Source organism: Arthrobacter sp. FW306-07-I, from assembly GCF_021800405.1.
In the GTDB taxonomy this organism is placed as follows: domain Bacteria; phylum Actinomycetota; class Actinomycetes; order Actinomycetales; family Micrococcaceae; genus Arthrobacter.
In genome coordinates this window covers 3778751-3802307 of sequence record NZ_CP084550.1, presented here as the reverse complement: position 1 = coordinate 3802307, position 23557 = coordinate 3778751, and the positions used below count along the sequence as shown (strand labels likewise).

The 23557-nt window shown below is 66.2% G+C and carries 24 protein-coding genes; 17 read left to right on the top strand and 7 right to left on the bottom strand.

Features of this window, described 5'->3' with window-relative positions; translation table 11 throughout:
* Positions 1–42 precede the first annotated feature (42 nt).
* Positions 43–729 (top strand): hypothetical protein, encoded by a 687-nt coding sequence (locus LFT46_RS17690; protein WP_134166000.1) that lies wholly within the window; start codon positions 43–45, stop codon positions 727–729.
* A 240-nt stretch (positions 730–969) separates the two neighbouring features.
* Here LFT46_RS17690 and LFT46_RS17685 read toward each other — a convergent pair whose 3' ends face one another.
* Entirely contained in the window at positions 970–2853 is a 1884-nt protein-coding gene (locus LFT46_RS17685) for a pectinesterase family protein (protein ID WP_236820529.1), read from the bottom strand.
* Positions 2853–4202, bottom strand: coding sequence for a pectate lyase family protein (locus LFT46_RS17680; RefSeq protein WP_236820528.1), 1350 nt, complete (start codon positions 4200–4202; stop codon positions 2853–2855). The genes LFT46_RS17685 and LFT46_RS17680 overlap by 1 nt, the downstream gene beginning before the upstream one ends.
* Before the next feature lie 221 nt (positions 4203–4423).
* Here LFT46_RS17680 and LFT46_RS17675 point away from each other — a divergent pair, with 221 nt between their 5' ends.
* Positions 4424–4729 (top strand): hypothetical protein, encoded by a 306-nt coding sequence (locus tag LFT46_RS17675; protein WP_236820527.1) that lies wholly within the window; start codon positions 4424–4426, stop codon positions 4727–4729.
* 44 nt (positions 4730–4773) lie between these two features.
* Here the strand turns inward: LFT46_RS17675 and LFT46_RS17670 are convergent, their stop codons facing one another.
* Positions 4774–5793: a LysM peptidoglycan-binding domain-containing protein gene (locus LFT46_RS17670; RefSeq protein ID WP_236820526.1), complete on the bottom strand. Its 1020-nt coding sequence runs from the start codon at positions 5791–5793 to the stop codon at positions 4774–4776.
* A 171-nt stretch (positions 5794–5964) separates the two neighbouring features.
* On the opposite strand from LFT46_RS17670, the gene LFT46_RS17665 reads away from it, so the two are divergent.
* The 5 genes from LFT46_RS17665 (at position 5965) to LFT46_RS17645 (ending at position 9919) form a co-directional block, all read left to right on the top strand.
* The gene (locus LFT46_RS17665; RefSeq protein WP_236820525.1) at positions 5965–6279 is read left to right on the top strand and encodes an ArsR/SmtB family transcription factor; all 315 of its coding nucleotides are present in this window, start codon (positions 5965–5967) and stop codon (positions 6277–6279) included.
* Positions 6276–6683: an SRPBCC family protein gene (locus tag LFT46_RS17660; protein WP_236820524.1), complete on the top strand. Its 408-nt coding sequence runs from the start codon at positions 6276–6278 to the stop codon at positions 6681–6683. The genes LFT46_RS17665 and LFT46_RS17660 overlap by 4 nt, the downstream gene beginning before the upstream one ends.
* A 92-nt stretch (positions 6684–6775) precedes the next feature.
* Entirely contained in the window at positions 6776–8716 is a 1941-nt protein-coding gene (locus LFT46_RS17655; RefSeq protein ID WP_236820523.1) for an ATP-binding protein, read from the top strand.
* Between the two features lie 67 nt (positions 8717–8783).
* Positions 8784–9032, top strand: a complete 249-nt coding sequence (locus tag LFT46_RS17650; protein ID WP_236820522.1) for a hypothetical protein — start codon at positions 8784–8786, stop codon at positions 9030–9032.
* 200 nt (positions 9033–9232) lie between these two features.
* A complete protein-coding gene (locus LFT46_RS17645; protein ID WP_236822071.1) occupies positions 9233–9919 on the top strand; it encodes an SOS response-associated peptidase in 687 nt (228 codons plus the stop codon).
* Between the two features lie 39 nt (positions 9920–9958).
* Here the strand turns inward: LFT46_RS17645 and LFT46_RS17640 are convergent, their stop codons facing one another.
* Together LFT46_RS17640 and LFT46_RS17635 are read right to left on the bottom strand one after the other, a co-directional pair.
* Positions 9959–10123: a hypothetical protein gene (locus LFT46_RS17640; RefSeq protein ID WP_236820521.1), complete on the bottom strand. Its 165-nt coding sequence runs from the start codon at positions 10121–10123 to the stop codon at positions 9959–9961.
* A 128-nt stretch (positions 10124–10251) separates the two neighbouring features.
* Positions 10252–11337 carry a hypothetical protein gene (locus tag LFT46_RS17635; RefSeq protein WP_236820520.1) on the bottom strand — a complete coding sequence of 362 codons (1086 nt, stop codon included), beginning with the start codon at positions 11335–11337 and terminating at the stop codon, positions 10252–10254.
* Positions 11338–11454: 117 nt separating this feature from the next.
* Here LFT46_RS17635 and LFT46_RS17630 point away from each other — a divergent pair, with 117 nt between their 5' ends.
* Positions 11455–11703, top strand: coding sequence for a hypothetical protein (locus LFT46_RS17630; protein WP_236820519.1), 249 nt, complete (start codon positions 11455–11457; stop codon positions 11701–11703).
* 59 nt (positions 11704–11762) lie between these two features.
* Here the strand turns inward: LFT46_RS17630 and LFT46_RS17625 are convergent, their stop codons facing one another.
* Positions 11763–13511, bottom strand: coding sequence for a DUF5671 domain-containing protein (locus LFT46_RS17625; RefSeq protein WP_236820518.1), 1749 nt, complete (start codon positions 13509–13511; stop codon positions 11763–11765).
* On the bottom strand, positions 13508–14008 hold the full coding sequence (locus LFT46_RS17620) for a hypothetical protein (protein WP_236820517.1): 501 nt from the start codon (positions 14006–14008) through the stop codon (positions 13508–13510). Before LFT46_RS17620 ends, LFT46_RS17625 begins: the two co-directional genes overlap by 4 nt.
* A gap of 159 nt (positions 14009–14167) precedes the next feature.
* On the opposite strand from LFT46_RS17620, the gene LFT46_RS17615 reads away from it, so the two are divergent.
* From LFT46_RS17615 to fdxA, 9 genes are all read left to right on the top strand, one after another.
* Positions 14168–14773, top strand: coding sequence for a helix-turn-helix domain-containing protein (locus tag LFT46_RS17615; protein WP_236799710.1), 606 nt, complete (start codon positions 14168–14170; stop codon positions 14771–14773).
* Between the two features lie 163 nt (positions 14774–14936).
* Entirely contained in the window at positions 14937–16268 is a 1332-nt protein-coding gene (locus LFT46_RS17610; RefSeq protein ID WP_236799709.1) for an MFS transporter, read from the top strand.
* A 10-nt stretch (positions 16269–16278) separates the two neighbouring features.
* Positions 16279–17643 carry an FAD-dependent oxidoreductase gene (locus LFT46_RS17605; protein ID WP_236820516.1) on the top strand — a complete coding sequence of 455 codons (1365 nt, stop codon included), beginning with the start codon at positions 16279–16281 and terminating at the stop codon, positions 17641–17643.
* Entirely contained in the window at positions 17640–18890 is a 1251-nt protein-coding gene (locus tag LFT46_RS17600) for a CaiB/BaiF CoA transferase family protein (protein ID WP_236799707.1), read from the top strand. Before LFT46_RS17605 ends, LFT46_RS17600 begins: the two co-directional genes overlap by 4 nt.
* Positions 18887–19690 (top strand): enoyl-CoA hydratase-related protein, encoded by an 804-nt coding sequence (locus tag LFT46_RS17595; protein ID WP_236799706.1) that lies wholly within the window; start codon positions 18887–18889, stop codon positions 19688–19690. Before LFT46_RS17600 ends, LFT46_RS17595 begins: the two co-directional genes overlap by 4 nt.
* Positions 19691–19746: 56 nt before the next feature.
* Entirely contained in the window at positions 19747–20697 is a 951-nt protein-coding gene (locus LFT46_RS17590; RefSeq protein WP_236799705.1) for a dihydrodipicolinate synthase family protein, read from the top strand.
* The gene (locus LFT46_RS17585) at positions 20697–21497 is read left to right on the top strand and encodes an SDR family oxidoreductase (protein WP_236820515.1); all 801 of its coding nucleotides are present in this window, start codon (positions 20697–20699) and stop codon (positions 21495–21497) included. Before LFT46_RS17590 ends, LFT46_RS17585 begins: the two co-directional genes overlap by 1 nt.
* Positions 21498–21526: 29 nt before the next feature.
* Positions 21527–22996, top strand: a complete 1470-nt coding sequence (locus tag LFT46_RS17580) for an aldehyde dehydrogenase family protein (RefSeq protein WP_236820514.1) — start codon at positions 21527–21529, stop codon at positions 22994–22996.
* Positions 22997–23001: 5 nt separating this feature from the next.
* Positions 23002–23322: a ferredoxin gene (gene fdxA, locus LFT46_RS17575; protein WP_236799702.1), complete on the top strand. Its 321-nt coding sequence runs from the start codon at positions 23002–23004 to the stop codon at positions 23320–23322.
* Positions 23323–23557: the final 235 nt, after the last annotated feature.

Genomic DNA, 23557 nt, shown 5'->3' with positions numbered 1-23557 from the left:
AATCCCATTTACAGGCACCCTCGCGTGGTTCATAGTCGGGGTATGAGAGGGGCTGGAATTCTCCCCGCAGACGCTCCCGACCCGCGGGCTGGATGGGCCGAGCGCCTGAAACTCATGCCCATTCCCGTGATGGGGCTCATCCCCCAACCGTCATTGGAGGACACCGACAGCGTTGGTGTGACCTATGGCCAAGATGATCGTGGGTACAACGAGATGACGGCGAGCATCACCTATACGCTCTGGCGAAACCCGGATGACCGCTCAGACCCGGTAAACCTCGCAGACCTCAACGAGAAGACACGCAGATCGATCGAGGAAGTTCCGCCATGGCCGCGGCCCCCTTGGCTGATCGAGTACGTGGAGCGCCTGCGTTACCCGCAAGTTGAGGAGGCCGTGCGAACCACCTGGCACCGCGATCCATCCGAGCGCTCTTCGGTTCGAAGCCTGTTGGCTGACCATGTCAACCACATCCTCATGAACCAATACCGGCAAGAGCTCTGGCCGGGCAGCAACCCGTGGGACCAGCACGCACCCTCAGTAACCGCCCGGATGGTCAACAGCCAGGCCAGGACCGTTATCAACGGAGTCGACATGCCCGGCGCAGAGATTGATACAGACCCGTTCGTCTACGGTATCGGAGCCCAGCTGTCCGGCGGCGGCGTGGTGACCGCTGTGCTTCCGCGCACGGAGCTCAAGCACGTCCAAGTCCAATTCACCACCCGGAGCTAATACATCTACACACAGCGACAACGCGAGGGGTCTACAAATGGCAGAAAATTTGGGTACTCGCCTCTGAAGCAGCCAGTCTGGAACTTCGGCCACCGAAGCATGGGACGGAAAAGGCTCCGACCAGGAAGGGACGGAGCCTTTAGCAAAGGGCCAACCGCTTACCGCTAGAGTTGGACTCGCACATTTGCGAGTCCAACTTTCGGGGTCCGGTTCACATAGTGAACCGGACCTTCCCTGCAGTTACGCTGCCGTTTCCTCCGCCGGCACCACACTGCAGTCCGCCGTCGAACCTGCCAGTTGCGGGGCCCAGCCATCGGTTCCCTGCAGGTAGTTCCGGACCGTGTAGTTGCCCGCCTCCGGCCCGGGCAACTGCGGACGGTCAGGCGTTACCTGGGACCCTGGGCCGCGGTTGTTGTACTCGACGAACCGCGCCTCCTGCCAGGAGAAGCCGCTCATGTCCGTCCACGGCGTCCCAGAAATGTGCGGGCCCAGCCAGGAATCCCTGACCAGCACCTGCGCAACCGCCTTCGGATCACCGCTCGGGTGCCACGGCCTGCCAAGGTGGACGGAGCCCGGGGCCGCGTCCGAGACAAGGCGGCACCGGTCGAAGAGGTACCCGTATTTGATGGACAGGTCCTGGCTGCCGGCGGTGACGTACCCGTTGTTCGTCGTCGAGCCGCGGTCCAGGCTCTTGATGTCACAACCGCTGAATACAGCGGTGCCGCGGCCGAAGATGAAGTCCACGTCCCCTTCCACATAACAGTTGTCAAAGTAGAAGCGGGCTTGGACACCTGCGCCCGGGGAGTTGACCAGCAACGTGTCCTGGTTGCCCAGCAACCTGACGTTGGACAGTACCGACCGGTCTCCGGTGATGTGCAGGGCGACTGCCTGGCGGTCCTTCATGCCCGGGTTGGCGGCCTCATCGAAATCGTTGCTGATGGTCAGGTTCCGTGCCACGAAGTCCGGTCCGTCGACGCGGACCGATGCGCTTCCCGAAGTGCCATAGTTCCCGCTTCCGTCCGGCTTGGGAGTGCCGGACGCGTTGTTGTAGACCAGCACCACGTCCTCTGGCCGGCCGCCCTGTCCAATGAACGAAATTCGGGGCTTGGTGGCCGGGATCCGTATAGCTTCGCGGTAGATGCCGGGCCGGATCCTGATGACCGTCCGCTGGAGGCTGCCCTCAGGGACGGAATCCACTGCCGACTGCACGGTCGTGAACGTCGTGCCGGGGCCGGCGTCGAGCGTTACCGGCAGGTCCACCGGACGCTCACTCGGCCAGTACATCTCAAGCAGGGGTTCGGTGCCGGCGTCGATGTTCAGGAAGTACCCGGGCGGGACGATCTGCTTGGATTGCAGCTCGCGGGCCACCAGGCGGGCCACCTCCACTGCACCGAGGGCCTGGAAGTGCGTGTTGTCCTCGGATCCTTGGGGATACTGCGGGTACTGGCCCGGGGCGAGGAACAGGAAGCGGGACTTGGTTCCTTCCGGCCCCAGGTCCTGCCACAACTGCTTCGAGGACGCCGTCAGGTCCACCAGCGGAGTGCCGGACGACGCAGCAAGTTCCCGGACAGCCTGCGGATACTCGCCATGGGAATCCTTGGCGTTGCCGAAGGAATCGAAGCGGCGGCGTTCCACTGGAGTGACCAGCACAGGCGTGCCACCCCGTGCTCGGGCGCCGTCAAGGTAGCGGCCCAGATATTCCTTGAAGGTGGAGCCTGGAAGCGTGCCGCGGGCCGGGTCTGCAACCTTCTCGTCGTTGTGGCCGAAGCTGATGAGCAGGTAGTCGCCCGGCTGCATCAGGGCCAGCACCCGGTCGAGCAGGCCGGCGTCGGCAAAGCTCTTGGAGGAGGCGCCTGACCAGGCATAATCAAAGACCGTTGCCTGCGGCCCCAGCAGGAGGGGCAGTGCCTGCCCCCACCCGGCGCGCGGCCTTTCCGACTGCTGGTAGGCCGACGACGTCGAGTCCCCGACGACAAAAATGACGGGCTTGGTGCGGGGTTTCGTGGGGTCGGGGTGGGCTCGCGTGAAGGCGTTTGCCGCGTTCGTCCCCGAGAATGCCGCCGTGCCGGCAGCAAGGGCCAAAGTGGCCAGGATGGAGCGGCGGCTGGGGAGAATGGCCGGCATCAGGAGTTTCCTCCGGCGGTGAAGATGGGTCCGGTGGAGTCCTTCAGCAGGGCCGGTACGGCCTGGGCCGGGTGGACCTGGGTACGGAAGGTGGGCGTCCAGGAGGTGTCCTCGGCCAACTGGTCGGCAGGCGCAGCAGCGGCGTTGTACTCGGCGCGTATATCCGTAATTTTGCCGTTGACGGCGTTGCCGACGGTGGTGATCTGCGTTCCCTTATAGCGCCCGATGATGTCCGCGGCCGTTATTCCATCCGGCAGCGTGAAGGCGTTGGCCTCCGCGTACAGGTGGGAGCTGAAGCCGGCCCCCAGGCTGTACTCATAGGGGATGGGGCTGTCCGCCGCCACCTTGTAGTGGTTGTTGTACACGTCCACCTGGCCGAATCGTACCCGTGGGGCGCGCTGGCCAACGTTCTCGAACACGTTGTGGTGGATGGTGACGCGGAGCTTGCCGGGGTCGCCACGGGTGGCAGAGTCTGTGGAGCCGATCAGGAGCAGCTTGTCATGGTCGGAGAAACGGTTGTAGGACATGGTCACCAGGTCCGAGCCGTTCGTGACGTCCACTGCGCCGTCGTGCACCTGGTAGGGGCGGTTGAAGTAGAGCGGCTGCGAGCTGTCCAGGTTGGGGGCGTCCGTGAAGGCGGCGTGGTCGATCCACACGTGGGTTGCCTTGTTGATGACCTGCAGCAGGTCGTATTCGCTGTTCCAGTTGCCCTCGGCCCCGTCAGTCGGATCCCATGCGGGGAAGCAGTCGGCCGAATCCTGCAGCGTCAGGTTGCGGACGATCACGTTGGTGGCGCCGTTGATGCGCATTGCCGCGCCCGTGATGCTGCTGTCCGGGGTCGCTCCGACGATGGTGGTGTTGCTGGGGATGTCCCAGCGGATGGTCTTTGCCTGCTTTGCCGCGGCCAGGCGGCGGGCGTCCTCCTGCGGGCCGGCCGGCTCCTGGCTGCGGCCGTAGGTAGCGGGATCGAAGTCCTGGAGGTACTGCTCCAAGCTGTAGCCCGTTCCTGCGGCATAGTCTGTGCAGGTCAGCGGGGTTTCGTCCGGGGCCGTGTTCGCGTTGATGGTTCCGTAAACCCGGACGATCTTCGGCTGCGTGCCGGCATCCGCGAAGGCCGCCAGCATTTCGGCCTTGCTGTGGACGTCGTAGACGTGGGCATCGGTTGCTGCCGAGCCGCCGGTGGTTCCCGTCCCTTCGGACGCCCAGCCGTTGTTTTCACCGAGTACCTGGCGCTCCAGCGGTGTCTGGACGGTTTGCGCGATTGGGCCGGCGGCAGGGTTTGGTGCTGCCTCTGCCTGGGTTGGAATGATGAGCGCTCCGGCTACTGCCAGTGCTGCGGATAAAGACATGTAGGCACTGCGTTTTCGCATGTTTTCTCTTCCGTCATTGGAATGAACTGCGCCCCCGGTCCGCGGTCCACAATGACGCCGATCACTGGAGGGCGCTGACAAGGACCCTATCGAGAAAGCGGTTTCTCAGCAATAGGAGAGGCGAATGTTTTTGGAGTGGCTGAAGTGCTGCACGACCGGCGTTTGCGCACAGGAGAGCGCCCGCGGCTACACTCGCGTGCATGGGGGAGAACAACACGCCTGACGAACGCCCGCCGTCCAGACGCGACAGGGTTCCTGTCGCCGTCGTGCCTTTATTGGGCGTTTCCGCCGTATTGGTTGGCTGCCTGGTCGCGTACCTGAACCGGGACTTCACCGGCTGGTTCGCCTACGCGCCGCTGAGCAACAAACCGTTCAGCGTGCCCGGCGCAGCCTTCATCACCCAAGGCGCACAGATTGGCTTGGCCATCATGGTGGCCGGGCTGCTGGTGCTCGCCTTCTGGGCTGGTTACGCGATGGGCCGGCGGGTCAGTTCCGGCCGCCAGTAAAAGCCTGGAGGGTCGGGCCCCCCCGGACGTGGAGTGGGCGGACCTCAGCTCCCAGGTTTATTGATGGGCTTGTCCAGCGCCACGCTGATGGTCTGGCCCGGCACCAGTTCGCCGGTGGGTAGGTCGGTGAAGTCATACCAAGCCCCGGCCGTGCCCGTGCTGGGACGGTTGGCCGAGCGCAGGTCAGTGACGCCGAAGCGGAACGAAACTTGCCGCTCGGTGTCCCCGGGAGCCGTGGTGTACGTCAGCGGAATCCCTTGGTCGTCGGCGGTGAACGTTCCCTGCGCGCCCTCGATCTTCAGTTCACCGGGTATCAGTCGAACCTTAGTGCCTCCAGGGATGGGTTGATCCGCCGACAGTGCAGGGTTGTACAGCAGGATCTGTGCCGTGGTGGACCGGAACTTGTAGCCAAAACTGTCGAACGAGTCGCCGTCCACGGTCGTGTAGAAGACGGTCTGGCCGAATGAGTTGTTGATCGAGGGGCCTGAGCCGGACCTGCTGTCCACCGGCTTCTTCTGAAGCTGGATGACCGCGCCGGCCTGGATGAAGTAGGCGTTCCCCTTTTCGTAGGTGAACGGGACTTTGTTCGCTTCAGCCAACTGCTTCTCGGTCAGGTTGAGCCGGTAGGTGATGCCGGCCAGGCTGTCGTCGGGTTCTATTGTGTAACCCGTTGGAATGCCGTTTGCGTCAACCGTCACTGCGCCCTTCGCGCCTGGCATGGGGTCGGCCGGAATCAGCCGGAGCTTCGTGCCCGGAGCGAGGGGAGTTCCGGGCTGGAGTCCCTTGAACCCGGCGACCTTCGCCTCGGATAGCTTGTATGCCGCCGCCACTGCCGGAAGCGTGTCGCCGGCAACTGTGGTGTAGAAGTCCACGTTGCCAAACGAGTCCCGCACGGTTTCTCCACTCACGGGAGGCCTCGCGGCGACGGGCGAAGGGGGTGACGTTGGCACGGCTGCGGCGGCGTGTTCCGCCTGGGGTGGGGCGCCCGAGTAAGCGCATCCCGCCAGTCCCAGGGACAGCAGGACGGCGAACCCGGCTATCGATCGAACCAGGGGTGGACGCATGCCGATTGTTGAAGTGCCGCCAGTTCCCACAATGATTTAGCCCCCAAAGGTTCGGCGTCGCCGAGTAAAGGTCCAAATTGGACCAAAAGTGAGCCTAGTGGATGAGTCTCTTCCCGCTGATACAGGAGCGCAGATAGTTTACGTCGGAAATTCCCGACATATACTGTTGCTGTGCTTCCCGATGTCTTCGCCGCAGTGTCCAACCCGGGACGGCGCGTCATCCTGGACGAGCTGAGGCAGGGTCCCCGGACAGCCGGCGAGCTTACCGGCCTGCTGGACCTCAGCCGCCCGGCCGCGTCCGAACACCTTGCCGTGCTCCGCGAGGCGGGGCTGGTCCGGGAGGAGCGGCAGGGCAGGAACAGGGTGTACCACCTGCAGCCCGCCGGGCTCGCCGAGATCGGCGGCTGGGTGCAGCACTTCGAGCATTACTGGAACGGGCGGCTGGATGCCCTGGCCGACCTTTTGGACGAGGAGGAACCGTCATGACCGAGAGCGCCATCCGGCTGGAACGCCGCTACCCGCACCAGGCTGCCGTAGTTTGGGCCGCGCTGACCACCCCTGAACTGCTGGCCCGCTGGTGGGCTCCGGGCAACATCGCGCCAGTGGTGGGCCACCGCTTCACCATGGACATGGACGCGTGGGGCCAGCAGCAGTGCGAAGTCCTTACCGTGGACCCCGGCAGATCCATCAGCTTCCTCTTCTCTGAGGGCCAGCTGGACACCACCATCACCTGGCGCCTGGAACCCGTCGACGGTGGCACCATCCTCCACTTCGAGCACGCCGGCTTCCAGCTCGACACCCCCATGGGCCGCCACGCCATCGAAGGCATGGGCAACGGCTGGCCCGGGCTGCTGACCCGGATCGACGGGGTTCTTGCGGGGGTGTCCTGACCTCTCTGCGTGCTGCTACGCTCCACGTAGTTGGCCCGTCGTTGCGCCTTCGGGTTGACCATCAGCTTCGGTTGTAAGCGAAGGAACCACAGATGACGGTTGCCCAGATCCAAGTGGACCAGCGCGTGATCGGGATTGATTCCCGGCGCTTCGCCTCGGTTGAGAAGGCTCTGGTGGAGCTCATCACCAACAGCGATGACAGTTACTCGCGGCTGGAAAGAGCCGGCGGCACCTTGACGGGTCCCATCGTCGTCGGTTATCAGCGGCACCACTCTGGGGCGGTGCTGATGGTCACCGACCAGGCGGAGGGCATGTCCTTCGAGCAGGCGGGCAGGATCCTCAGCTACGGCGGCGCCCACAGTCCGCTGGCCCGCGGGGAGGGAGCAGGCCGGGGCTACTTTGGGCGCGGGCTCAAACAGGCCATCTTCGGGCTGGGGCACGGCTGGATCGAGACCATTCAAAGTGGCCGGTTCACCCGGATCGACATCTTCCGGGGTGAGAACGGCGGCTACCTTTATGACGACGACGGCGCGGACCGCCGGGCGTTCCCCGAGGACTACATCCGGCTCGGGATTCCCGACGGCGGCAACGGCACCAGGGTCACCATCGTGGTAGACAACCCGCACGCCACCATCACCCAGCAGGCAACACTGCTGCAACTCCTTGCGGACAACATCTACCTGCGGGACGTACTGCACAGGCGAAGGGTGGAACTGGTCCACGGACACCCCGGTGACGGGGATCTCGGCAGTGACCGCATCCGTTTCCGGGAACCTCCTGCCATCACGCTGGTGGGCCCTGAAGAACCGGGCAGCTTCAGCGTCGACGGTACGGAGTACGCGTTCACCGTCACGCTTAAACGTGCCCAGGGCGTTGAACTGACACTGAAGGGTGACGAACGAACCGCCGGCCTGGTGGTGGAGTCCGGCAGGGCTGTGCTCGACTGCCAGATGTTCGAATACGAGAACCAGGTGGGCACCGAGTATCTTTTCGGGACGGTGCGTTGCCCCGCGCTGACCGAAATGCTCGGCAAAGGTAGGGCCATCATCAGCGACGAGCGTGAAGGCCTGAACCCCAAGGACCCGTTCGTTGCGGCGTTCTCGCGGGCCGTGAGCCGGATGATCGCCGCCCCTGTCCAGGCCGAGAAAGAAAAACTCACCCACCTGGAACGGGCCACCACATCCGGGCGAACCGCCGAGATGATCGAGCACCTGCTTCAGCACATGAGCGAGGCCGCCATCCTGGACCTGGGCCTGGAGACGGCACCTGGTGTCCGGAACGGGGACGGCGGGCAGGCGCCGGAGTCACCGTTGCCTGCGGCACTGCGGTTCACAACGCCCTTCTACTACCGGCCGCCGGTGCATCCGTTCCACGTTGCCCTGCTGCTGGATCCATCCCAGCTGCCCGTTGGCGAAACCCTGGCGTTCGAACTGGACCTTCCGCCCTCGATCCGCCTTGACCCGCTGCCAGCACCGGTCCCGGTCAGCACCCTGGCGGAAACCCTTCGGCTCGAATGGACGGCAACTGGGGACAAGGCTGGAGACCGCGGGGAAATCACTGCCCGAGCCGGGGACTACTGGGCGCTGTGCGAAGTGGTCATCGCCGAGCACGCCTCACACCGCAGCGCAAACCAACCGCCGCACCAGGCCGTCGCCGCCCCCGGACAGCTGCCGGGCCCTCACCGCCAGGTCCACCACCCGAGCAGGGACCACGGCGTCGACCTCTTCACCGGCTACGACTTCCGCAGCCTGCACAACAGCACGGACCGTGCCATGTACAGCGAAGTGGAGCGAAAAGTCATCATCAACACCGCAGCCCCCACCGTCCAGCTCTATGTCGACGGACGGGGCCGATTCCGCGACTCCGCCCGGCTGCTCCTCGCAGAACTCTTTCTTGACGTGATTTCGGACGAGCTGGCAAGGCGCCGCGTTGAGCAGCATGGCCATGCCGGGGACCTCGAAGCCTTCAGGAACGCCAAACGCGCAATCATTGGCCGCTACGGCAGCGATATACACCGCACCTTCCTGGGTTGAAGCCGGCTGGATCGGCGCAACGGGGACGCGGCGTTTACTGCCGGGCGGCAAAGGGTAACGATGGAGTATGACTGATAGCGGAGACGGCGGCGCCAACGACCCCTTTGACGGCAACGATGAGCTCGTGGCGGGCACCGATCCCGACGCCACGCCCGAAGCCATCGCGGAGGATGTCCGCCACGACATCCAGCTGGGCCATGTCCAGGACGATGTTAGCCACGTCCTTGAAGAGCGCTTCGAGGAAGCCGGGATCAAAGCCCGTCCCGAAGAAGTGGATGACCTGGCCGAGGAAATCGAGCGGGAAGCCTCCAGCTGACCTTCCGTCACTGATAGCGGCGTTAAGAGCCGGGCGGGCCTGAAACGGCGGGTAACGACCTGGACCAGTGCGCTGGCCGTGTTGGGCGCATGGCTCCATGAGTCATACCGGTGGTCCAGGTGGCCCGCCCCTTCGCCTATCCGGGCAACAACCGGCCGACCTGCAGTGGGGAGAATAACCGTATGTGCGGCAGATATGTCATGTCCAAGGCCACCGGCGACCTCCTGAGCCACTTTGACGCCAAAGAGGTTGAAGGCAGCCTGCCCCCACCAAGCTGGAACGTGGCCCCCACTGAGCCGGTGCCGATCGTGGCCGAGCGGTTGGATGAGGGCAGCATTGAGCGGCACCTGCTGGTGGCGCACTGGGGCCTGGTTCCGTCCTGGGCCAAGGACATCAAGATCGGAAACAAGCTGATCAATGCCCGCAGCGAGAGCATCCTGGAGAAGCCGTCATTCCGCAAGGCAGCGGTGAAACGACGCGCGATTCTTCCTGCCGACGGCTACTACGAGTGGCAGAAGACGGAAGACGGCAAAAAGATCCCCAACTACCTGTACTCCGAGAAGGAACCGATACTCGGCTTTGCCGGCCTGTACGAGTGGTGGGCCGACCCTTCAGTGCCGGAGGATGACCCGGGGCGGTGGCTCCTGAGCTGCACGGTCCTGACCACCACAGCCCAGGACGCCTTGGGCCACGTCCACGACAGGTCCCCGGTGATCATTCCCCGCGACCGCTTCGCCGAGTGGCTGGACCCGGACCTGACCGATAAGAACGATATCCGGCACTTTCTGGACACTCTTCCCGAGCCCGTCCTGACCCCACGGATAGTGTCCATAAGGGTGAACAGCGTGCGGAACGACGGACCGGAACTGATCGAGCCGGCTGATTGACGAGGCTGTCCCGGAGCCGGTGCCGGAAGTTCGAGCGGCCTAGGGCCAGTCGGCCCGGGTGAAGCGGATTGGGCTGCGCATGGTGAGCAGGCAGTCGGATGTCCACTCCGCCAGCTTGTGCTGTACGTCCAGTGAATCCGTAACGGCAGCCTGCTGCCCGTCCTGGTTTGCGGCGTCTGTAAGACTCTCAGCTGTGCTTTTCATTTGTCCCCCTTGGCAAAGCGTGTGTGCCAACACTAGGCAGCGCAGAATGCCAGGGGAAGAGGGTTAATCCACCAGCGGGATAAACTGAGCAAATCTTGAGGAACGCCGCATTCCCGGGGCAGATGGTCCTACTTTCCCGCTCGTGAGAAAACGGCGTTGAAGAAGGACGCAAGCGCGTCCGCCTTGGCCTGTGTCTCGGATTGCGACCCAGTCCGGGTGCTCGCCTCAATCGACAGCGTCCCCCTGCGCGCTCCGCACCGGACGTGCCATTCGCCGGTCCCGTCGGAGAGTTGATAGGCGACGGCGTAGGTCGCGTCGGCGGTGATTGTCGTGGTGAGTGCGGCGACAGGGGACCAGGGCCGGCTGCTGCCTCCGAAGGACTTCTCCTGGATGCTTGTGCAGCCCCGGAGATGCTCTGCCCGGGTGTCGAACGGATAGGGCGGAGCCATTGATGACGGCATGTTGACCACGCTGAAGTCGGTGTAGTCGATCTTGGTGGCACCCTGGATCTGGCCCTGGCCATGGACCGCGCCGGCCAAGGCCGAGGCGTAGGACTCATCGTCAAAGGTGCACGGGGAATCGGACGGCGGAGCTGACGCGCCTGGGGAAGAGCCGGGAGGCGGGCCGATTATTGCCGCCTGCGGCAGGCTCACCGGTTCCCCGCCGGGGCCGGTCATGCCCTTGAACAGCGCCACCATCTGGTCAGGCGGCATTGCGTTTGGCGCCGGCGGAGGCGCGGACGTGGAGCCTTTTGCGGCCTGGTCAATGAGCTCCCTGGCAAGGACTGCCATGGCGTCCAGTGCAGGCTTGGCGTCGGCCTCCGAGTTGAGGTTTTCCACTGCGAGGCTGAGCGTGATGGACAAGGTGCCCTTGAGGACACGCAATCCCACGGAACCGAAGTCCCCGGGACCCTTCGGCTTGGTCACCTGCATGAAGGCGTGCTGCTTTTCCCCAAGCGGGGGAGCGGTGAGCAGCTGGACGCCGTAAGTGGAGGTGCGGCCGGATTCGGTGTAGGCCAAATCGAACTGGCCGCAGCGGGACACCAGATCGTCCGTGTAGCCGAAGTCGGCCTTGGCGATGGCTTCCCTTTCCGCGCTTCTTAGAACGACCATGACTGTGGTCGCGGGTCCGGACTGGCCGCCCACTGGGGGCATGGCACCTTCGGCGAAGTTGATGTCCTTGTCTGCCCAGCGGGCGAAGGGGTCCTGGGGCACGAAGGCAACGCACTCCCCGGGCGTGGTTTCGGTTTTGGTTGAGGGGAAGGACCCTCCGGCCGCCCCGCTGCGCAGGCGGTGGAATCGTGGGCTGCAGGAAACGGCAGGTTCCGGCTCGTGCCTACCCCATTGATGATCGCCGCCAGTTCCGCATCCGTGAGTGGCTTGGCGGGCATGCCCGCAGTCTGGGTGCTGGGCGGCGCTGACGATTGGGGCGCAGTTGCCTGGTTGGATGAAGGGCTGGCCGCCGGCGCGTTGTCCCCGGATGAGCATCCTGCCAAGACGAGCAGGACAAGGGCCATGCAGCCCAGCCAGCTCCTGCTGTTCATTCCCTTTGCAGCACCGGGAAGTTTTGCGGCTCGATGAGCAGCCATGGCCGGCCTCCTTTGCCAGCACCAACGCTAGGCTTCAGCTTCCCGAACAAGCTAGGGCCGTAGGGCCCGGCCGGTCGCAGGACCGCCAGCGACGGCAGCGCCCCCGGCAGCAGCCACCGGGATGACCTCCAGCCGGGCTCCCGGCCCGGCGATCACCAGCACCTGCTGCGCGGCAGTGACCTCCAGCGCCGCCGCGATCTGCCGCATGACGTCCGCAACCACGGGCGAAGGAACGGACGACGACGGAAGTCCCGCGCCGCCGTCGTCCGCCCTCAGCAAAGTGGTCACCTTCGCCCCGGTGGCGTCAGCGATTCCCCGCGCCACAGCCTCGGCATCAACGACAGCCGGTGGATAACCGCTGACCAGGGTGACCCGCTCGATTACCCGCCGCCGGGCAGGGGCCGCCGCGGCGAGTAGTGCACGGTCGTGCCGCCACAGCGCAAAGTGGTAGCCCGCCACGAGCCCGGCAGCCACCAGGAGTCCCAGGGGCGCCCGGATCCGGTCAAGGACGCTGCCGCCGGTGACTTCGCCCAGCAGGAATTCGAAGAGCCGGTATCCGATCACCAGCAGCGTAATGAGCGCCACCACCGCACTGACGCCGAAAAATGCAACCAGGTACAGGCGCCGGCCGGGCGGAATGTCGTCCGCACTGCGTGGTTGGTGCAGGGGCTTCCACGCGAGCCACCACACCGGTGCTCCCACCACCAGGGAACTGATGCCGCCCAGAAGCAGGGTACGGGTTGTCCCGCCCGCCAAAGGAGATACGGCTGCAGCCAGCAGTGCATTCACCACCACGCCGATGCCGGAGGCCGCCGCGGCAAGCGCCACCGCGGACGTCACCAGGAGGCTGGCCCGGCGGGTCCGGGTGGAACGGTGCACGGACGCACTGCGGTGGTACCGCCACACCAGCGCCCCGATGGCGGCAGAGGCGATGGCCGGGGCCAGCGGCTCAAGCAGATCGTTCAGGGGATCGCTCCGGTCGAAGGCCAGCCGCAGGAGGACGAACAGGATGACGCCCAGCCCGCCCACGGCAGCGATGCCGGCCATGAAGATGCCCACGCCGATGATGGTGACGTCCACCAGCCCTGTTTGGAAGCGCTGCCCGCCCTCCCGGAACCAGTGCCACCACCACACCACCGCCCCGCCCGCGGCCCAGATCAGGGACCGGAGGACCTCAAACCACCAGGGCTCGAAGACGGTGGTTGCCGTGAAACCGCGGATCGCGACATCCAGCAGCACACTGAGCGCGGCGATCAAGCCGCCGGCACCCAGCAGCAGCCCAAAGACGGAGCCGACGACGGCGCGCACGTCCTCAAGGTGGCGCGACGCTTTGCGGGGGTGCTTCCACATCCACCGGTGCCACCACCAGATAGCCGCCCACACAATGGCGTTCGCCAGGGGGGACGGCCACTGGCTGACCTGTCCGCCGATGAAGGACGTGGCCAGATCCAGCAGCGACGTGGTGGCGATGATCAGCGAGACGGCGTAGATCCCGGTGAGGTAGAGGCCCCACCCGGGGGCCCTCCGCTCGGCTTCATCGTCGAGCCGCCGCCACACGAACCACCACAGCAGCAGCGCCAGCGGGCCGCCGATCAGGGTGAAGGCCAGGGACAGGGCCAACCCGGTGACGTCGCCGGAAACCAAGGTGGTTGCCGTACGGAAGAGGCGCTCAAGCAACCCGCTTACACCTGACGCGGCGATGACCACCAGCGCGAACAGCAGGACGTACAGGATCAGCCGGCGGAGGGTGGCCAGGCCACCTGTGGGCGCGGGAGACGTTGGGGCCGCGGGGGAGCTCATGGCTTTACCGGCATCCCGGTGCAGGCCATCAGCGGGTAAGGCGGCTGGTCAATCATCCATTTCCCATTCACTTTGAGGAGCGAGAAGGCGTCCTCCGTCTCGTACTCGGACGGCCCAAAGGGGCCGCCCTGGGCCGACCGCACAATCGAAACCTTCACGGTGGCTGAGTCGGTGCGCTCCGTCGTCGAGATGAGGACAACGCGGGCGGGCGACGGCTCGCCGGTGTACGTGCCGCGGCACCTGCTCCTGGCACCCTCCGTGAGATAGGACTGGGCGGTGGGAACGTCGCCGTCGATCACTGCCTTGCTGTACCGCTGGACCACCCCGGCGGGACTGCCTTCATCCAGCGGCGCCGGCTCGCCGCGGGTGAAGACCACGGCCAGCGCCACCACCACCAGCAGTACCACCACGCCCACCAGCGCGAGCAGGACCCGGTCCGGTTTTCGCGCGTTCTGATGTTCCTGCACAGTCCGGTCCCCGGCGGCGGTGTCGTCCATGGCGCAAGTATGGGGCAGGAGAAGCGGTTCCGCTCGTGTCTTTGGGCCCGTTTTTCCTGCACGAGAGCAGAATCTTCAAGATAATTAGGAAAAGGGATTGTTTGAGTAAAAATCTTCACTATAGTTGTGTGAGTAAGCTCACCCAGTGAAAGACAGCCGATGACCACCGAGAGTAGCACCACCGCACCGCCGGCCACCAGCGAACTGCTGGCCACGGTTGGCAACAAAGTGCGGGCCATGCGCAAGGAAAAGGGCATGACCCTGGCCAAGCTCTCGGACGTCACAGGGCTCAGCCAGGCGATCGTCAGCCAGATCGAACGCGGAATGGCCAACCCGTCCTTCACGACCCTCGCCCAACTGGCCCATGGACTGGACATCCCCGTGGGAAGGTTCTTCATTGGCCAGGACCAAACCAAGTCACCCGTCGTCCGCAGATCCGCACGGCGGAACCTGAAAAACGTCACCCGCGAATCCGTGGGGGAGGCAGTTCACGAACTGCTCACCCCGGACCGTGACGGCACCATCGAAGCGCAATGGATCATGACGCCCCCAGGGCATGACACCAGCGCAACACCCTTTACCCACAGCGGGGAAGAGTTCTGCTACATCATCTCGGGCCGGAAGGACGTCTACTTGGACGGCGTCTGCTACAGCCTGGAAGAGGGCGACTCGATCACCTACCCGGCAGAAACCCCGCACTGGTACAAGAACAGCTACGAAGAGGTATGCGTAGCCATCTGGGTAAACGCACCACACAAGTGGTAGGCCTGCCGGTCCCCGCCGGCGCCTGCGTTTCCCCATAACTGTCCGGACCCAATCTGTGGCCCCGGGCAATCCTTGCCACCTTCGCATCCTGCGCCTCCTCCAACAGGCGTCGCTGCGTCATACCCTCCTGCGCCCTTCCCGGCGCCAGCGTAAGGACACTCCCATGCTCGACATCCAAGCGACGGACAATGCCGTACCGTCACCACGTGCCACCACCTCATCCCCCCGCAACCGCGATAAATTCACCCCAGAAGTCCGCAAGGGCCTCCTCGGCCTTGGCCTGGGCAACGCCCTGGAATGGTACGACTGGATGGTCTTCGGCCTCCTGTCCGCCTTCATCGGCCCCAACTTCTTCCCCAGCACCGAGCCCCTCTCCGCCACCCTGAACGCGCTGGCCGTGTTCGCCGTCGGATTCGCCTTCCGTCCCCTCGGCGGCATCCTGCTGGGCACTCTGGCCGACCGCATCGGCCGCCGCCGCGTGATGCTGCTGTCAATCATGCTGATGGCAGGCACCACCCTGCTCATCGCCGTCACCCCCAGCTACGCCACCATCGGCGCCTGGTCCGGCATCATCCTGGTGGCCTGCCGTATCCTGCAGGGCATCTCCACCGGCATCGAAGCCCCGCTCTCCACCTCCCACGCCGTTGAACTGGCGCCGGAAGGCCGCGAAGGCTACGTGGCCGGCATCATGTCCTTCTACGTCAACATCGGCATCCTGCTCGCCTCCCTTGTCAGCTTCGTCTGCAGCCTGGTGATCGGCGGCGCGGCCATGGGGGAGTGGGGCTGGCGCGTTCCGTTCATCATCGGCGCCCTGTTCGGCTTCGTGGTGCTCTACCTGCGCCGCTCACTGCCCGAAACCCTCAAGGAAGAAGAGCGCGCCACCAACACCGCCAAGACCGTATGGTCCGGCGTGGGCAAGCATTGGCTCTCCGTCCTGGCGATCATCTTCGTGGTGGGGGCCGCCCAGGCCTACAACTACGCCTGGAACGTGGGCCTGCCCAGCGCCGCCCGCAGCGGCTTCAAGGAAGACCCCACCGCAGTCTTCGCCCTCACCACCGTCCTGGGCGTCGTCCTGGTGATCGGCAGCTGGATCATCGGCAAGCTGGCCGACGGCCGGTCCATGTCCCGCTGGTTCCTGGTGACCCGCGTCCTGGCCATCCCCTCCGTGTTCCTCATGCTCCTGTACGTCCAGCCCGGCATCGGCGGTTTCGCAGCAGTCCTGCTGGGTGGCTCGATCGTCCTGGTCCTGAACATGACCCTCTACAACGTGGTCAGCTCCTCCCTGATGCCCAAGAACATCCGCGGAACCGGTGTGGCCCTTGGCTACGGCATCGGCGTGGCCCTCTTCGGCGGCACCGCCTCCTACCTCCTGGTCTGGCTGCAGTCCCTGAACCTCACGTGGGTCTTCCCGGTCTACGTCGCAGTCCTCTCCATCCTCAGCATCGTTTTCTACCTCGCCGCACGCCGCTCCAACGGCATCTTCGTCGGAAAGTAAGGACTTCCCCATGAACACGCTCGAACTCAGCACCACCACTGCGGACCTCACCGCCCCGGTGATCTCCCGGTCCAACGTCCTGGTGGTTGGCGGTGGTCCCGCAGGTGTGGCCGCCGCCGTCACCGCCGCCCGTTCCGGCGCCAAGGTGACCCTCCTGGAACGCTACTCCTCCCTGGGCGGCCTGGCCTCCGGCGGCATGGTGCTGGTCCTGGACGACATGATCAACGGCCAGGACATCACCGTCACCGGCATCGTCTCCGAATACGTCGAACGCCTGCAGAAACTGGGCCTGGCCATCGTCCCGCCGGCCGAGGACCGCCGTACCTCCGAGGAACTCTGGAACAAGTGGGGCCGCTACGGCACCTTCGACTTCCACTCCCACACCAACCCCAAGCCCATCTGCTACGCCGCCGCTTTCGACCCGGACGGCTGGAAGCGAATCTCCAACGACCTGGTCCGCGAGGCCGGCGTGGACCTGCGGCTGCACTCCTGGTTCTCCCGCCCCATCGTGGACAACGGCGTGATCAAGGGCGTCATCTGCGAAACCAAGCTGGGCCCGCAGGCCTTCATGGCGGACGTGGTCATCGACACCACCGGCGACATCGACGTGGCCTCCCGCGCCGGCGCCAGCTACGCCAAGGACAACTACCTCACCACCCTCGTCTTCCGGCTGGGCAACGTGGACACCGCTGCCGCCGAAGCCTTCGAACAGGCCAACCCCAAGGAAGCCCGCGCCATCAACCGCAAGATCAAGCGCCTGCTCGGCGGGGCCTGGGAACTGTGGTGGCTCAAGACCCCCATCGAGGGCGTGGTGTGGTGCAACGCCCCGCACATGACCGGCTTCGACGGCGTGGATCCGGCAGACATGACCGCCGCAGAGTTCGCCGCCCGGGACAAGATCTCCGAGGCCGTGGACTACGTCCGGGCCAACCTCCCCGGCTTCGAAAAGTGCTACATGCTCGATGTCGCCTCCCAAATGGGCGTCCGCCAGACCCGCCTTCTGCAGGGCGAGTACGTCATGACCAAGGAAGACGTCACCTCCCGCCGCCACTTCCAGGACAGCGTGGCCCGCGGCCGCGACTACTACTACCCCTACCGCTCGCTGCTGCCCAAGGAAGTGGACCAGCTCCTGGTGGCCGGCCGCCACTACTCCGCCACCCCCGAGGCGCAGAAGATGTCCCGCGAAATCCCGCCCTGCATGGCCATGGGACAGGCCGTCGGCGTCGCCGCAGCGCTCGCCGTCGAGTCCGGCGTGCTGGTCCGCGATGTGGCGGCAGCGGACATCCAGCAGGGCATGCGCCGGCACGGCGCGGACCCGGGCGACGTCCCGTCGTCGAACGCCACCCTGGACGCCGAAGCAGCGGTGCCGGCGTGAGCGCGGCAACGGTAGAGCGGGTGGAACGCCCGACGGCGGCGGGCGCCAATGCGGCTGCCTCACCCGTGCCCCTTCCGCTGGAAGGCATCCGGATCGTGGACTTCACCCAGGTGTTCATGGGCCCGTCCTGCACCCAGCTGCTGGGCGACTACGGTGCGGACATCATCAAGGTGGAGCGCCCGGGCGCGGGTGACATCTCCCGCAACTCGTTCCCGGACCAGGACGGCCAGGACAACCCGATCTTCCTGTCCATCAACCGCAACAAGCGCAGCGTCTCGGTGGACACCCGCACGGAGGAAGGCCGCGAGGTGCTGCACCGGATTCTGGCCGACGCGGACGTGGTGGTCAGCAACTTCCGCTCCGGCGTCATGGAGCGGATGGGCTTCGGCTATGAGCACCTGAAGGCGAAGAACCCGGGCATCATCTGGGCCTCCGGCACCGGGTTCGGCCCGGTGGGACCGTACTCGCACAAGGGCGGGCAGGACGCGATCGCCCAGGCCTACTCGGGCGTGATGTGGCGCCGCGAATCGGATGACCAGAAGCCGGCCATCTACCCCACCACCCTCTGCGACTACATCACCGGCATGCACCTCATGCAGGGCATCCTGCTGGCGCTGCGCACCCGGCAGGCATCGGGCGTGGGGCAGAAGGTGGAGGTGACCATGTACGACTCCATGCTGCACCTGCAGATGCAGGAGGCGTGCATGCAGCTCAACCGCGGCTACGAGGTCAACTGGGGCGCCATGCCGCTGAGCGGCGTCTTCGAAACCACCGACGGCGCCGTGTGCATGGTGGGCGGCTTCACCCCCGACCCGCTGGCGCGGATCTCCGACGCCCTGGGCCTGGACGAGGACCTGACCGAGCGGCCCGGGTTCGCCACCCTGGAGCAGCAGTTCAAGAACAAGCCCGCCCTCCAGGCCATCTTCCGGGAGCACTTCGCCACCAACACCACCGAATACTGGACCGGGAAATTGGAGGAACAGGGGCTCCTCAACGCCCCCGTCCACACCCTGGAACAGGCGCTCGCCGACGCCCAGACCGAGGCCAACGGCATGATCGTGGAGGCCGAACACCCGCGGGTGGGCACCGTGAAAATGCTCAATGCGCCCATCCGGCTCTCCGCCACCCCGCCCACGGTCCGCCGCGTGGCGCCCCGCCTCGGCGAACACAACGTGGAGGTCCTGCTGGAAAACGGCTTCGACGCCGAAACGATTGAACGCCTGCAGCAGTTGGGGGTCCTGCGGTGACGGCCCTGGCGGAGCGGGTAGACGAAGTCACTCTCAGCATCAACGACGGCGTCGCAACCGTCACCATCGACCGCCAGCACGTCCTCAACGCTGTTGACGGCACCGCGCAGGCCCGGCTCAACGACATCTGGGACCAGCTGGAGCAGGATCCGTCCGTGCGGGCTGTGGTCGTCACCGGGGCAGGGTCACGCGCGTTCTGCGTGGGCGCGGACATGTCCGCCTCCGCCGTGGACAAGACCGGCCTGGAGTACTGGGCCGGCCTGGACCCCAACGGGTTCGGCGGCCTGAGCCTGCGCACCACCCTGGACATCCCCGTGATCGCCAAGGTCAACGGCTACGCATTGGGCGGCGGCATGGAGATCGTGCTGGGCGCGGACATCGTGGTGGCGGCGGACAGCGCCAAGTTCGGATTGACGGAGCCCCGGGTTGGGCGGTTGGCGCTCGACGGCGGCATCCACCAGCTGCTGCGCCGCGTCCCCTACACCCAGGCCATGGGCATGCTCCTTACCGGCCGGAAAGCCGGCGCGGCCGAGATGCAGGCCATGGGCCTGGTCAACGAAGTGGTGCCGGCCGAGGAGCTCGACGCCGCCGTGCAGCGCTGGGTGGACCAGATCCTCGCCTGTGCCCCCACCTCCGTCCGGGCGGTCAAGCAGATGGCTGCCCGGACTTCGCACCTGACGGCCGCCGAAGCGCGCGGCCTCCGGCTCCCGGCCCTCATGGCCGCCCTGGACAGCGAGGACTCCGCCGAAGGCGTCCGGGCGTTCCAGGAAAAACGGCAGCCGCTGTGGCCGGGCCGCTGACCGGGCCGCCGCCGTCGAACCTCTTCCCGCTTCACTTTCCTTGAAAGGAAACAACCATGCCGCAATCCGCCGCGCCTGAAAAGCGTGAATCCCTGGCCCCGGGCGTGTGGGGCGTCGTTGCCACCCCGTTCCAGGGCAGCACCCTGGACGTGGACCTGGACAGCCTCTCCGACCTCGTGGAGCGCTACGAAACCATCGGTGCCACCGGCCTCACCGTCCTGGGCGTGTTCGGCGAAGCAGCCGCACTTGCGGCGGAGGAGCGGCGGCAGGTCTTGGAAATCGCCGTCGAATGCACCAGCCTGCCGCTGGTGGTGGGCGTGACCGCCCTGGCCACCCGGCCCGCCATCGAGGAGATCCGTGCTGCCCAGGAGGCTGCCGGCCAGCGTCTCGCCGCCGTTATGGTGCAGGCCAACTCGCCAAAACCTGAAGTTGTCGCCGCCCACCTGGACGCCATCCACCGTGCCACCGGCGCCAAGGTGGTGCTGCAGGACTACCCCCTGGCCAGCGGGGTCACCATCTCCACGGAGGCGCTGATCGCGGTGGTCAGGGCAAGCCCGTCCGTTATCGCCATCAAGGCCGAGGCGCCGCCGACCAGCGTGGCCATCGCAACCCTCAGCGCCGCCACCGGCATCTCGGTGTTCGGCGGCCTTGGCGGCCAAGGCCTGCTGGATGAACTCCTGGCCGGAGCCGCAGGAGCCATGACCGGATTCTCCTATCCGGAAGCATTGATTGCCTGCGTCCGGGCCTGGCAGCGGGAGGGCTACGCGGCGGCCGCCGCCCAGCTGGTGCCTTACCTGCCGCTCATCAACTTCGAGCAGCAGGCCAGGGTGGCCCTGGCCGTCCGCAAGGAATGCCTGCGCGAACGCGGCTGGATCAAGGACTCCGGCGTCCGCGCCCCGGCGCCGGGCTTCCCGGAGAACCTGCGGCACGCCATGATCGCGCACCTCCGCGAAGCGGCCACGGCACTGAAAATCACCCGCACGCCCGTCCCGGCCGGGAGCCTCTGATGGATCTGGGCATTGCGGGACGCACAGCGCTGGTGGCGGCCTCCACCGGCGGACTGGGGCTCGCCGTGGCGCGGGCACTCGCCGCGGAAGGGGCCAAGGTGGCCATCGTGGGCCGGCGACATGACCGGGCCCAGGAGATCGTGGGCGAACTGCACGCAGCATATGGTGACCTCCCTGGGTTCGGCGCCATTGCCGTCGAAGCCGACCTCACCGCCCCCGGGGGAGTGGCAGCGGCAGCGGCGCAGACCGAAGCGGGCCTGGGCCAGATCGACATCCTGGTCCTCAACGGGCCCGGACCCAAGCCCGGCGCCGCGGCGACCCTGGGCTCCGAGGACATCGCCGCAGCGTTCGACACCCTGGTCAAGCCCCACCAGGCCCTGGTGGCCCTGGCCCTCCCCGGAATGCGGGAGCGGCGGTGGGGGAGGATCCTGGCCGTCGGGTCCAGCGGGGTGGCCGCGCCCCTGCCCAACCTGGCCATCTCCAACACCGGCCGCGCAGCCCTGGCCGCGTACCTCAAGACCCTCGCGGCGGAGGTGGCGCTGGACGGGGTAACCGTCAACCTGCTCCTGCCCGGCAGGATCGCCACCGACCGCGTCACCGAACTGGACCAGGCAGCGGCCAAGCGCCGCGGCACCACCCTGGACGAAATCCGGCTCGAATCCCGCAAAACCATCCCCGCGCGGCGGTATGGGGAACCCGCCGAGTTCGGTGCCGCAGCCGCCTTCCTGTGCAGCGCACCGGCGTCGTACATCACCGGCGTGGCGCTGCGGTGCGACGGCGGCCTCATCCGCAGCCTCTAGCCCCACCCACCATCTTCCAAAGGAACGCCATGACCTCCACCGCCCTGGACCCCCAAACCACCGCCGACGCACACCTGACCGCCCAGCACCTCATCAATGGCCAATGGCTGGGCGAGGCAGAAACCCGGCGCATGAACCCCGCCCGGCCGGACGAGCTCGCCGCACTGTCACCCCGCGGCACCGCCGAGGACGTGGACGCCGCTGTCACCGCAGCAGTAGCCGCGCAGCCCGCCTGGGCAGCGCTGCCCGCACCATCCCGCGGCGCCGTCCTCCTGGCCGCCGGAAACCTGCTGATCGAACGGCAGGCGGCCATTGCCGAGGACCTGGTCCGCGAGGAAGGCAAGACCCTGGCCGAGGCCAAGGGCGAAGTGAAGCGCGCCTCCGACGTGCTGCGGTTCTTCGGCTCGCTCGGCTGGGCCGCGACCGGTGAGGTGCTGCCCAGCGGGCTGCCGGACACCACCATCACCACCCGGCGCGAGCCGCTGGGCGTGGTTGGCCTGATCACCCCTTGGAACTTCCCCATCGCCATCCCGGCCTGGAAAACGGCGCCGGCACTGATCAGCGGCAACGCCGTGGTCATCAAGCCCGCCGAGCTCACGCCGCTGTCCGCCACCCACCTGGCCCGCGCCCTGCAGGACGCGGGACTGCCGGCCGGCGTATTCAACGTGGTGCACGGCAAGGGCCGCGTGGTGGGCGATGCCCTGGCCCGCGATCCGCGCATTGCCGGAATGTCCTTCACCGGTTCCACCAAGGTGGGCCTGGGCCTGCAGGAGATCCTCAACGGCCGGCGCGCCCGGGTGCAGCTGGAGATGGGCGGCAAGAACGGCGTCCTGGTCCTGGACGACGCCGATCCAGCGAAGGCCGCACAGGTGGTGGCGGCAGGCGCCTTCGGCCTTACCGGCCAGGCCTGCACGGCCACGTCGCGCGTTTACGTCACCCCCGGCATCCGCCCCGCGTTCCTGGAGGCGCTGGTGGCAGAAGCCGCCAAATACACGCCGGGCGATGGCCTGGAGTCTGCCATGGGGGCCGTGGTGAGCCAGCAGCAGTTCGAGCAGGACCAGGCAGCGGTGCGTGGCGCCGTCGAACGCGGTGCCACCCTCCTGCATGGAAGGTACGACGGCGATTCCTCCGGAGCGCTGTCCTTCCCCGCCGCCGTGCTCACCGACCTGGCCTTCGACGATCCGGCCGTGACCGAGGAAATCTTCGGCCCCGTGGTGGCCGTCCTGGAAGTGCCAGGCTACGAGGCCGGACTGGCCGCCATCAACGACTCCCGCTACGGCCTCACCGCCGGTATCTGCACCGACTCGCTGGCCCTGGCCACCGATTTCTCCGCCAGGGCGCAGGCGGGCGTCATCAAGGTCAACCGGCCCACGGCGGGACTGGACCTGAATGTGCCGTTTGGCGGCGTCAAGGACTCCTCCACCAACACATTCCGCGAGCAGGGCAGGTCCGCCTTGGAGTTCTTCACCTGGGGCAAGACCGTCTACACGGGTGTGTAGCTGCCATGACGTACGTGATCGCCCAGCCCTGCGTGGACGTAAAGGACAAGGCCTGCATCCAGGAGTGCCCAGTGGACTGCATCTACGAGGGCGAACGCTCGCTCTACATCCACCCATCCGAATGCGTGGACTGCGGTGCGTGTGATCCCGTGTGCCCGGTGGAAGCCATCTACTACTCCGACGACGTGCCGGACGAGTGGGCAGACTACGTCCGCGCCAACGTGGAGTTCTTCTCCGACCTGGGGTCACCGCAGGGGGCCTCGGCCCTGGGTAACCTGCACCGGGACCACTCGGTAATCGCAGCGGAACCTGTTCCTGCGGGATAAACCCTCCAGCACATCCCTGCCGTTGAATGGCCGCCAAGCGCTCCCGCTTGGCGGCCATTCCTGCGTTGAAGCCCAAGTTCCGCTCTTGTTACAACTCTGTTGCTTTGAACGCAACCAGTCGGATCCTTTTGTTAGGGACCCTGAAGTGTGCCACTTCCGGTCCATCCACTCGATGGTCGCGGGATTAATCATTCCAAAACCTATTGACTGTGTTGCGCATCACGGCCTATCTTGG

Bases quoted from the DNA above. Each gene is read 5' to 3' on its own strand.
- LFT46_RS17580 (WP_236820514.1), top strand. From the start codon at position 21,527: ATGACCTCCACCGCCCTGGACCCCCAAACCACCGCCGACGCACACCTG.
- LFT46_RS17645 (WP_236822071.1), top strand. From the start codon at position 9,233: ATGTCCAAGGCCACCGGCGACCTCCTGAGCCACTTTGACGCCAAAGAG.
- LFT46_RS17675 (WP_236820527.1), top strand. From the start codon at position 4,424: ATGGGGGAGAACAACACGCCTGACGAACGCCCGCCGTCCAGACGCGAC.
- LFT46_RS17620 (WP_236820517.1), bottom strand. From the start codon at position 14,008: ATGGACGACACCGCCGCCGGGGACCGGACTGTGCAGGAACATCAGAAC.
- LFT46_RS17605 (WP_236820516.1), top strand. From the start codon at position 16,279: ATGAACACGCTCGAACTCAGCACCACCACTGCGGACCTCACCGCCCCG.
- fdxA (WP_236799702.1), top strand. From the start codon at position 23,002: ATGACGTACGTGATCGCCCAGCCCTGCGTGGACGTAAAGGACAAGGCC.
- LFT46_RS17615 (WP_236799710.1), top strand. From the start codon at position 14,168: ATGACCACCGAGAGTAGCACCACCGCACCGCCGGCCACCAGCGAACTG.
- LFT46_RS17625 (WP_236820518.1), bottom strand. From the start codon at position 13,511: ATGAGCTCCCCCGCGGCCCCAACGTCTCCCGCGCCCACAGGTGGCCTG.
- LFT46_RS17680 (WP_236820528.1), bottom strand. From the start codon at position 4,202: ATGTCTTTATCCGCAGCACTGGCAGTAGCCGGAGCGCTCATCATTCCA.
- LFT46_RS17660 (WP_236820524.1), top strand. From the start codon at position 6,276: ATGACCGAGAGCGCCATCCGGCTGGAACGCCGCTACCCGCACCAGGCT.
- LFT46_RS17590 (WP_236799705.1), top strand. From the start codon at position 19,747: ATGCCGCAATCCGCCGCGCCTGAAAAGCGTGAATCCCTGGCCCCGGGC.
- LFT46_RS17585 (WP_236820515.1), top strand. From the start codon at position 20,697: ATGGATCTGGGCATTGCGGGACGCACAGCGCTGGTGGCGGCCTCCACC.
- LFT46_RS17685 (WP_236820529.1), bottom strand. From the start codon at position 2,853: ATGCCGGCCATTCTCCCCAGCCGCCGCTCCATCCTGGCCACTTTGGCC.
- LFT46_RS17655 (WP_236820523.1), top strand. From the start codon at position 6,776: ATGACGGTTGCCCAGATCCAAGTGGACCAGCGCGTGATCGGGATTGAT.
- LFT46_RS17670 (WP_236820526.1), bottom strand. From the start codon at position 5,793: ATGCGTCCACCCCTGGTTCGATCGATAGCCGGGTTCGCCGTCCTGCTG.
- LFT46_RS17650 (WP_236820522.1), top strand. From the start codon at position 8,784: ATGACTGATAGCGGAGACGGCGGCGCCAACGACCCCTTTGACGGCAAC.
- LFT46_RS17690 (WP_134166000.1), top strand. From the start codon at position 43: ATGAGAGGGGCTGGAATTCTCCCCGCAGACGCTCCCGACCCGCGGGCT.
- LFT46_RS17610 (WP_236799709.1), top strand. From the start codon at position 14,937: ATGCTCGACATCCAAGCGACGGACAATGCCGTACCGTCACCACGTGCC.
- LFT46_RS17640 (WP_236820521.1), bottom strand. From the start codon at position 10,123: ATGAAAAGCACAGCTGAGAGTCTTACAGACGCCGCAAACCAGGACGGG.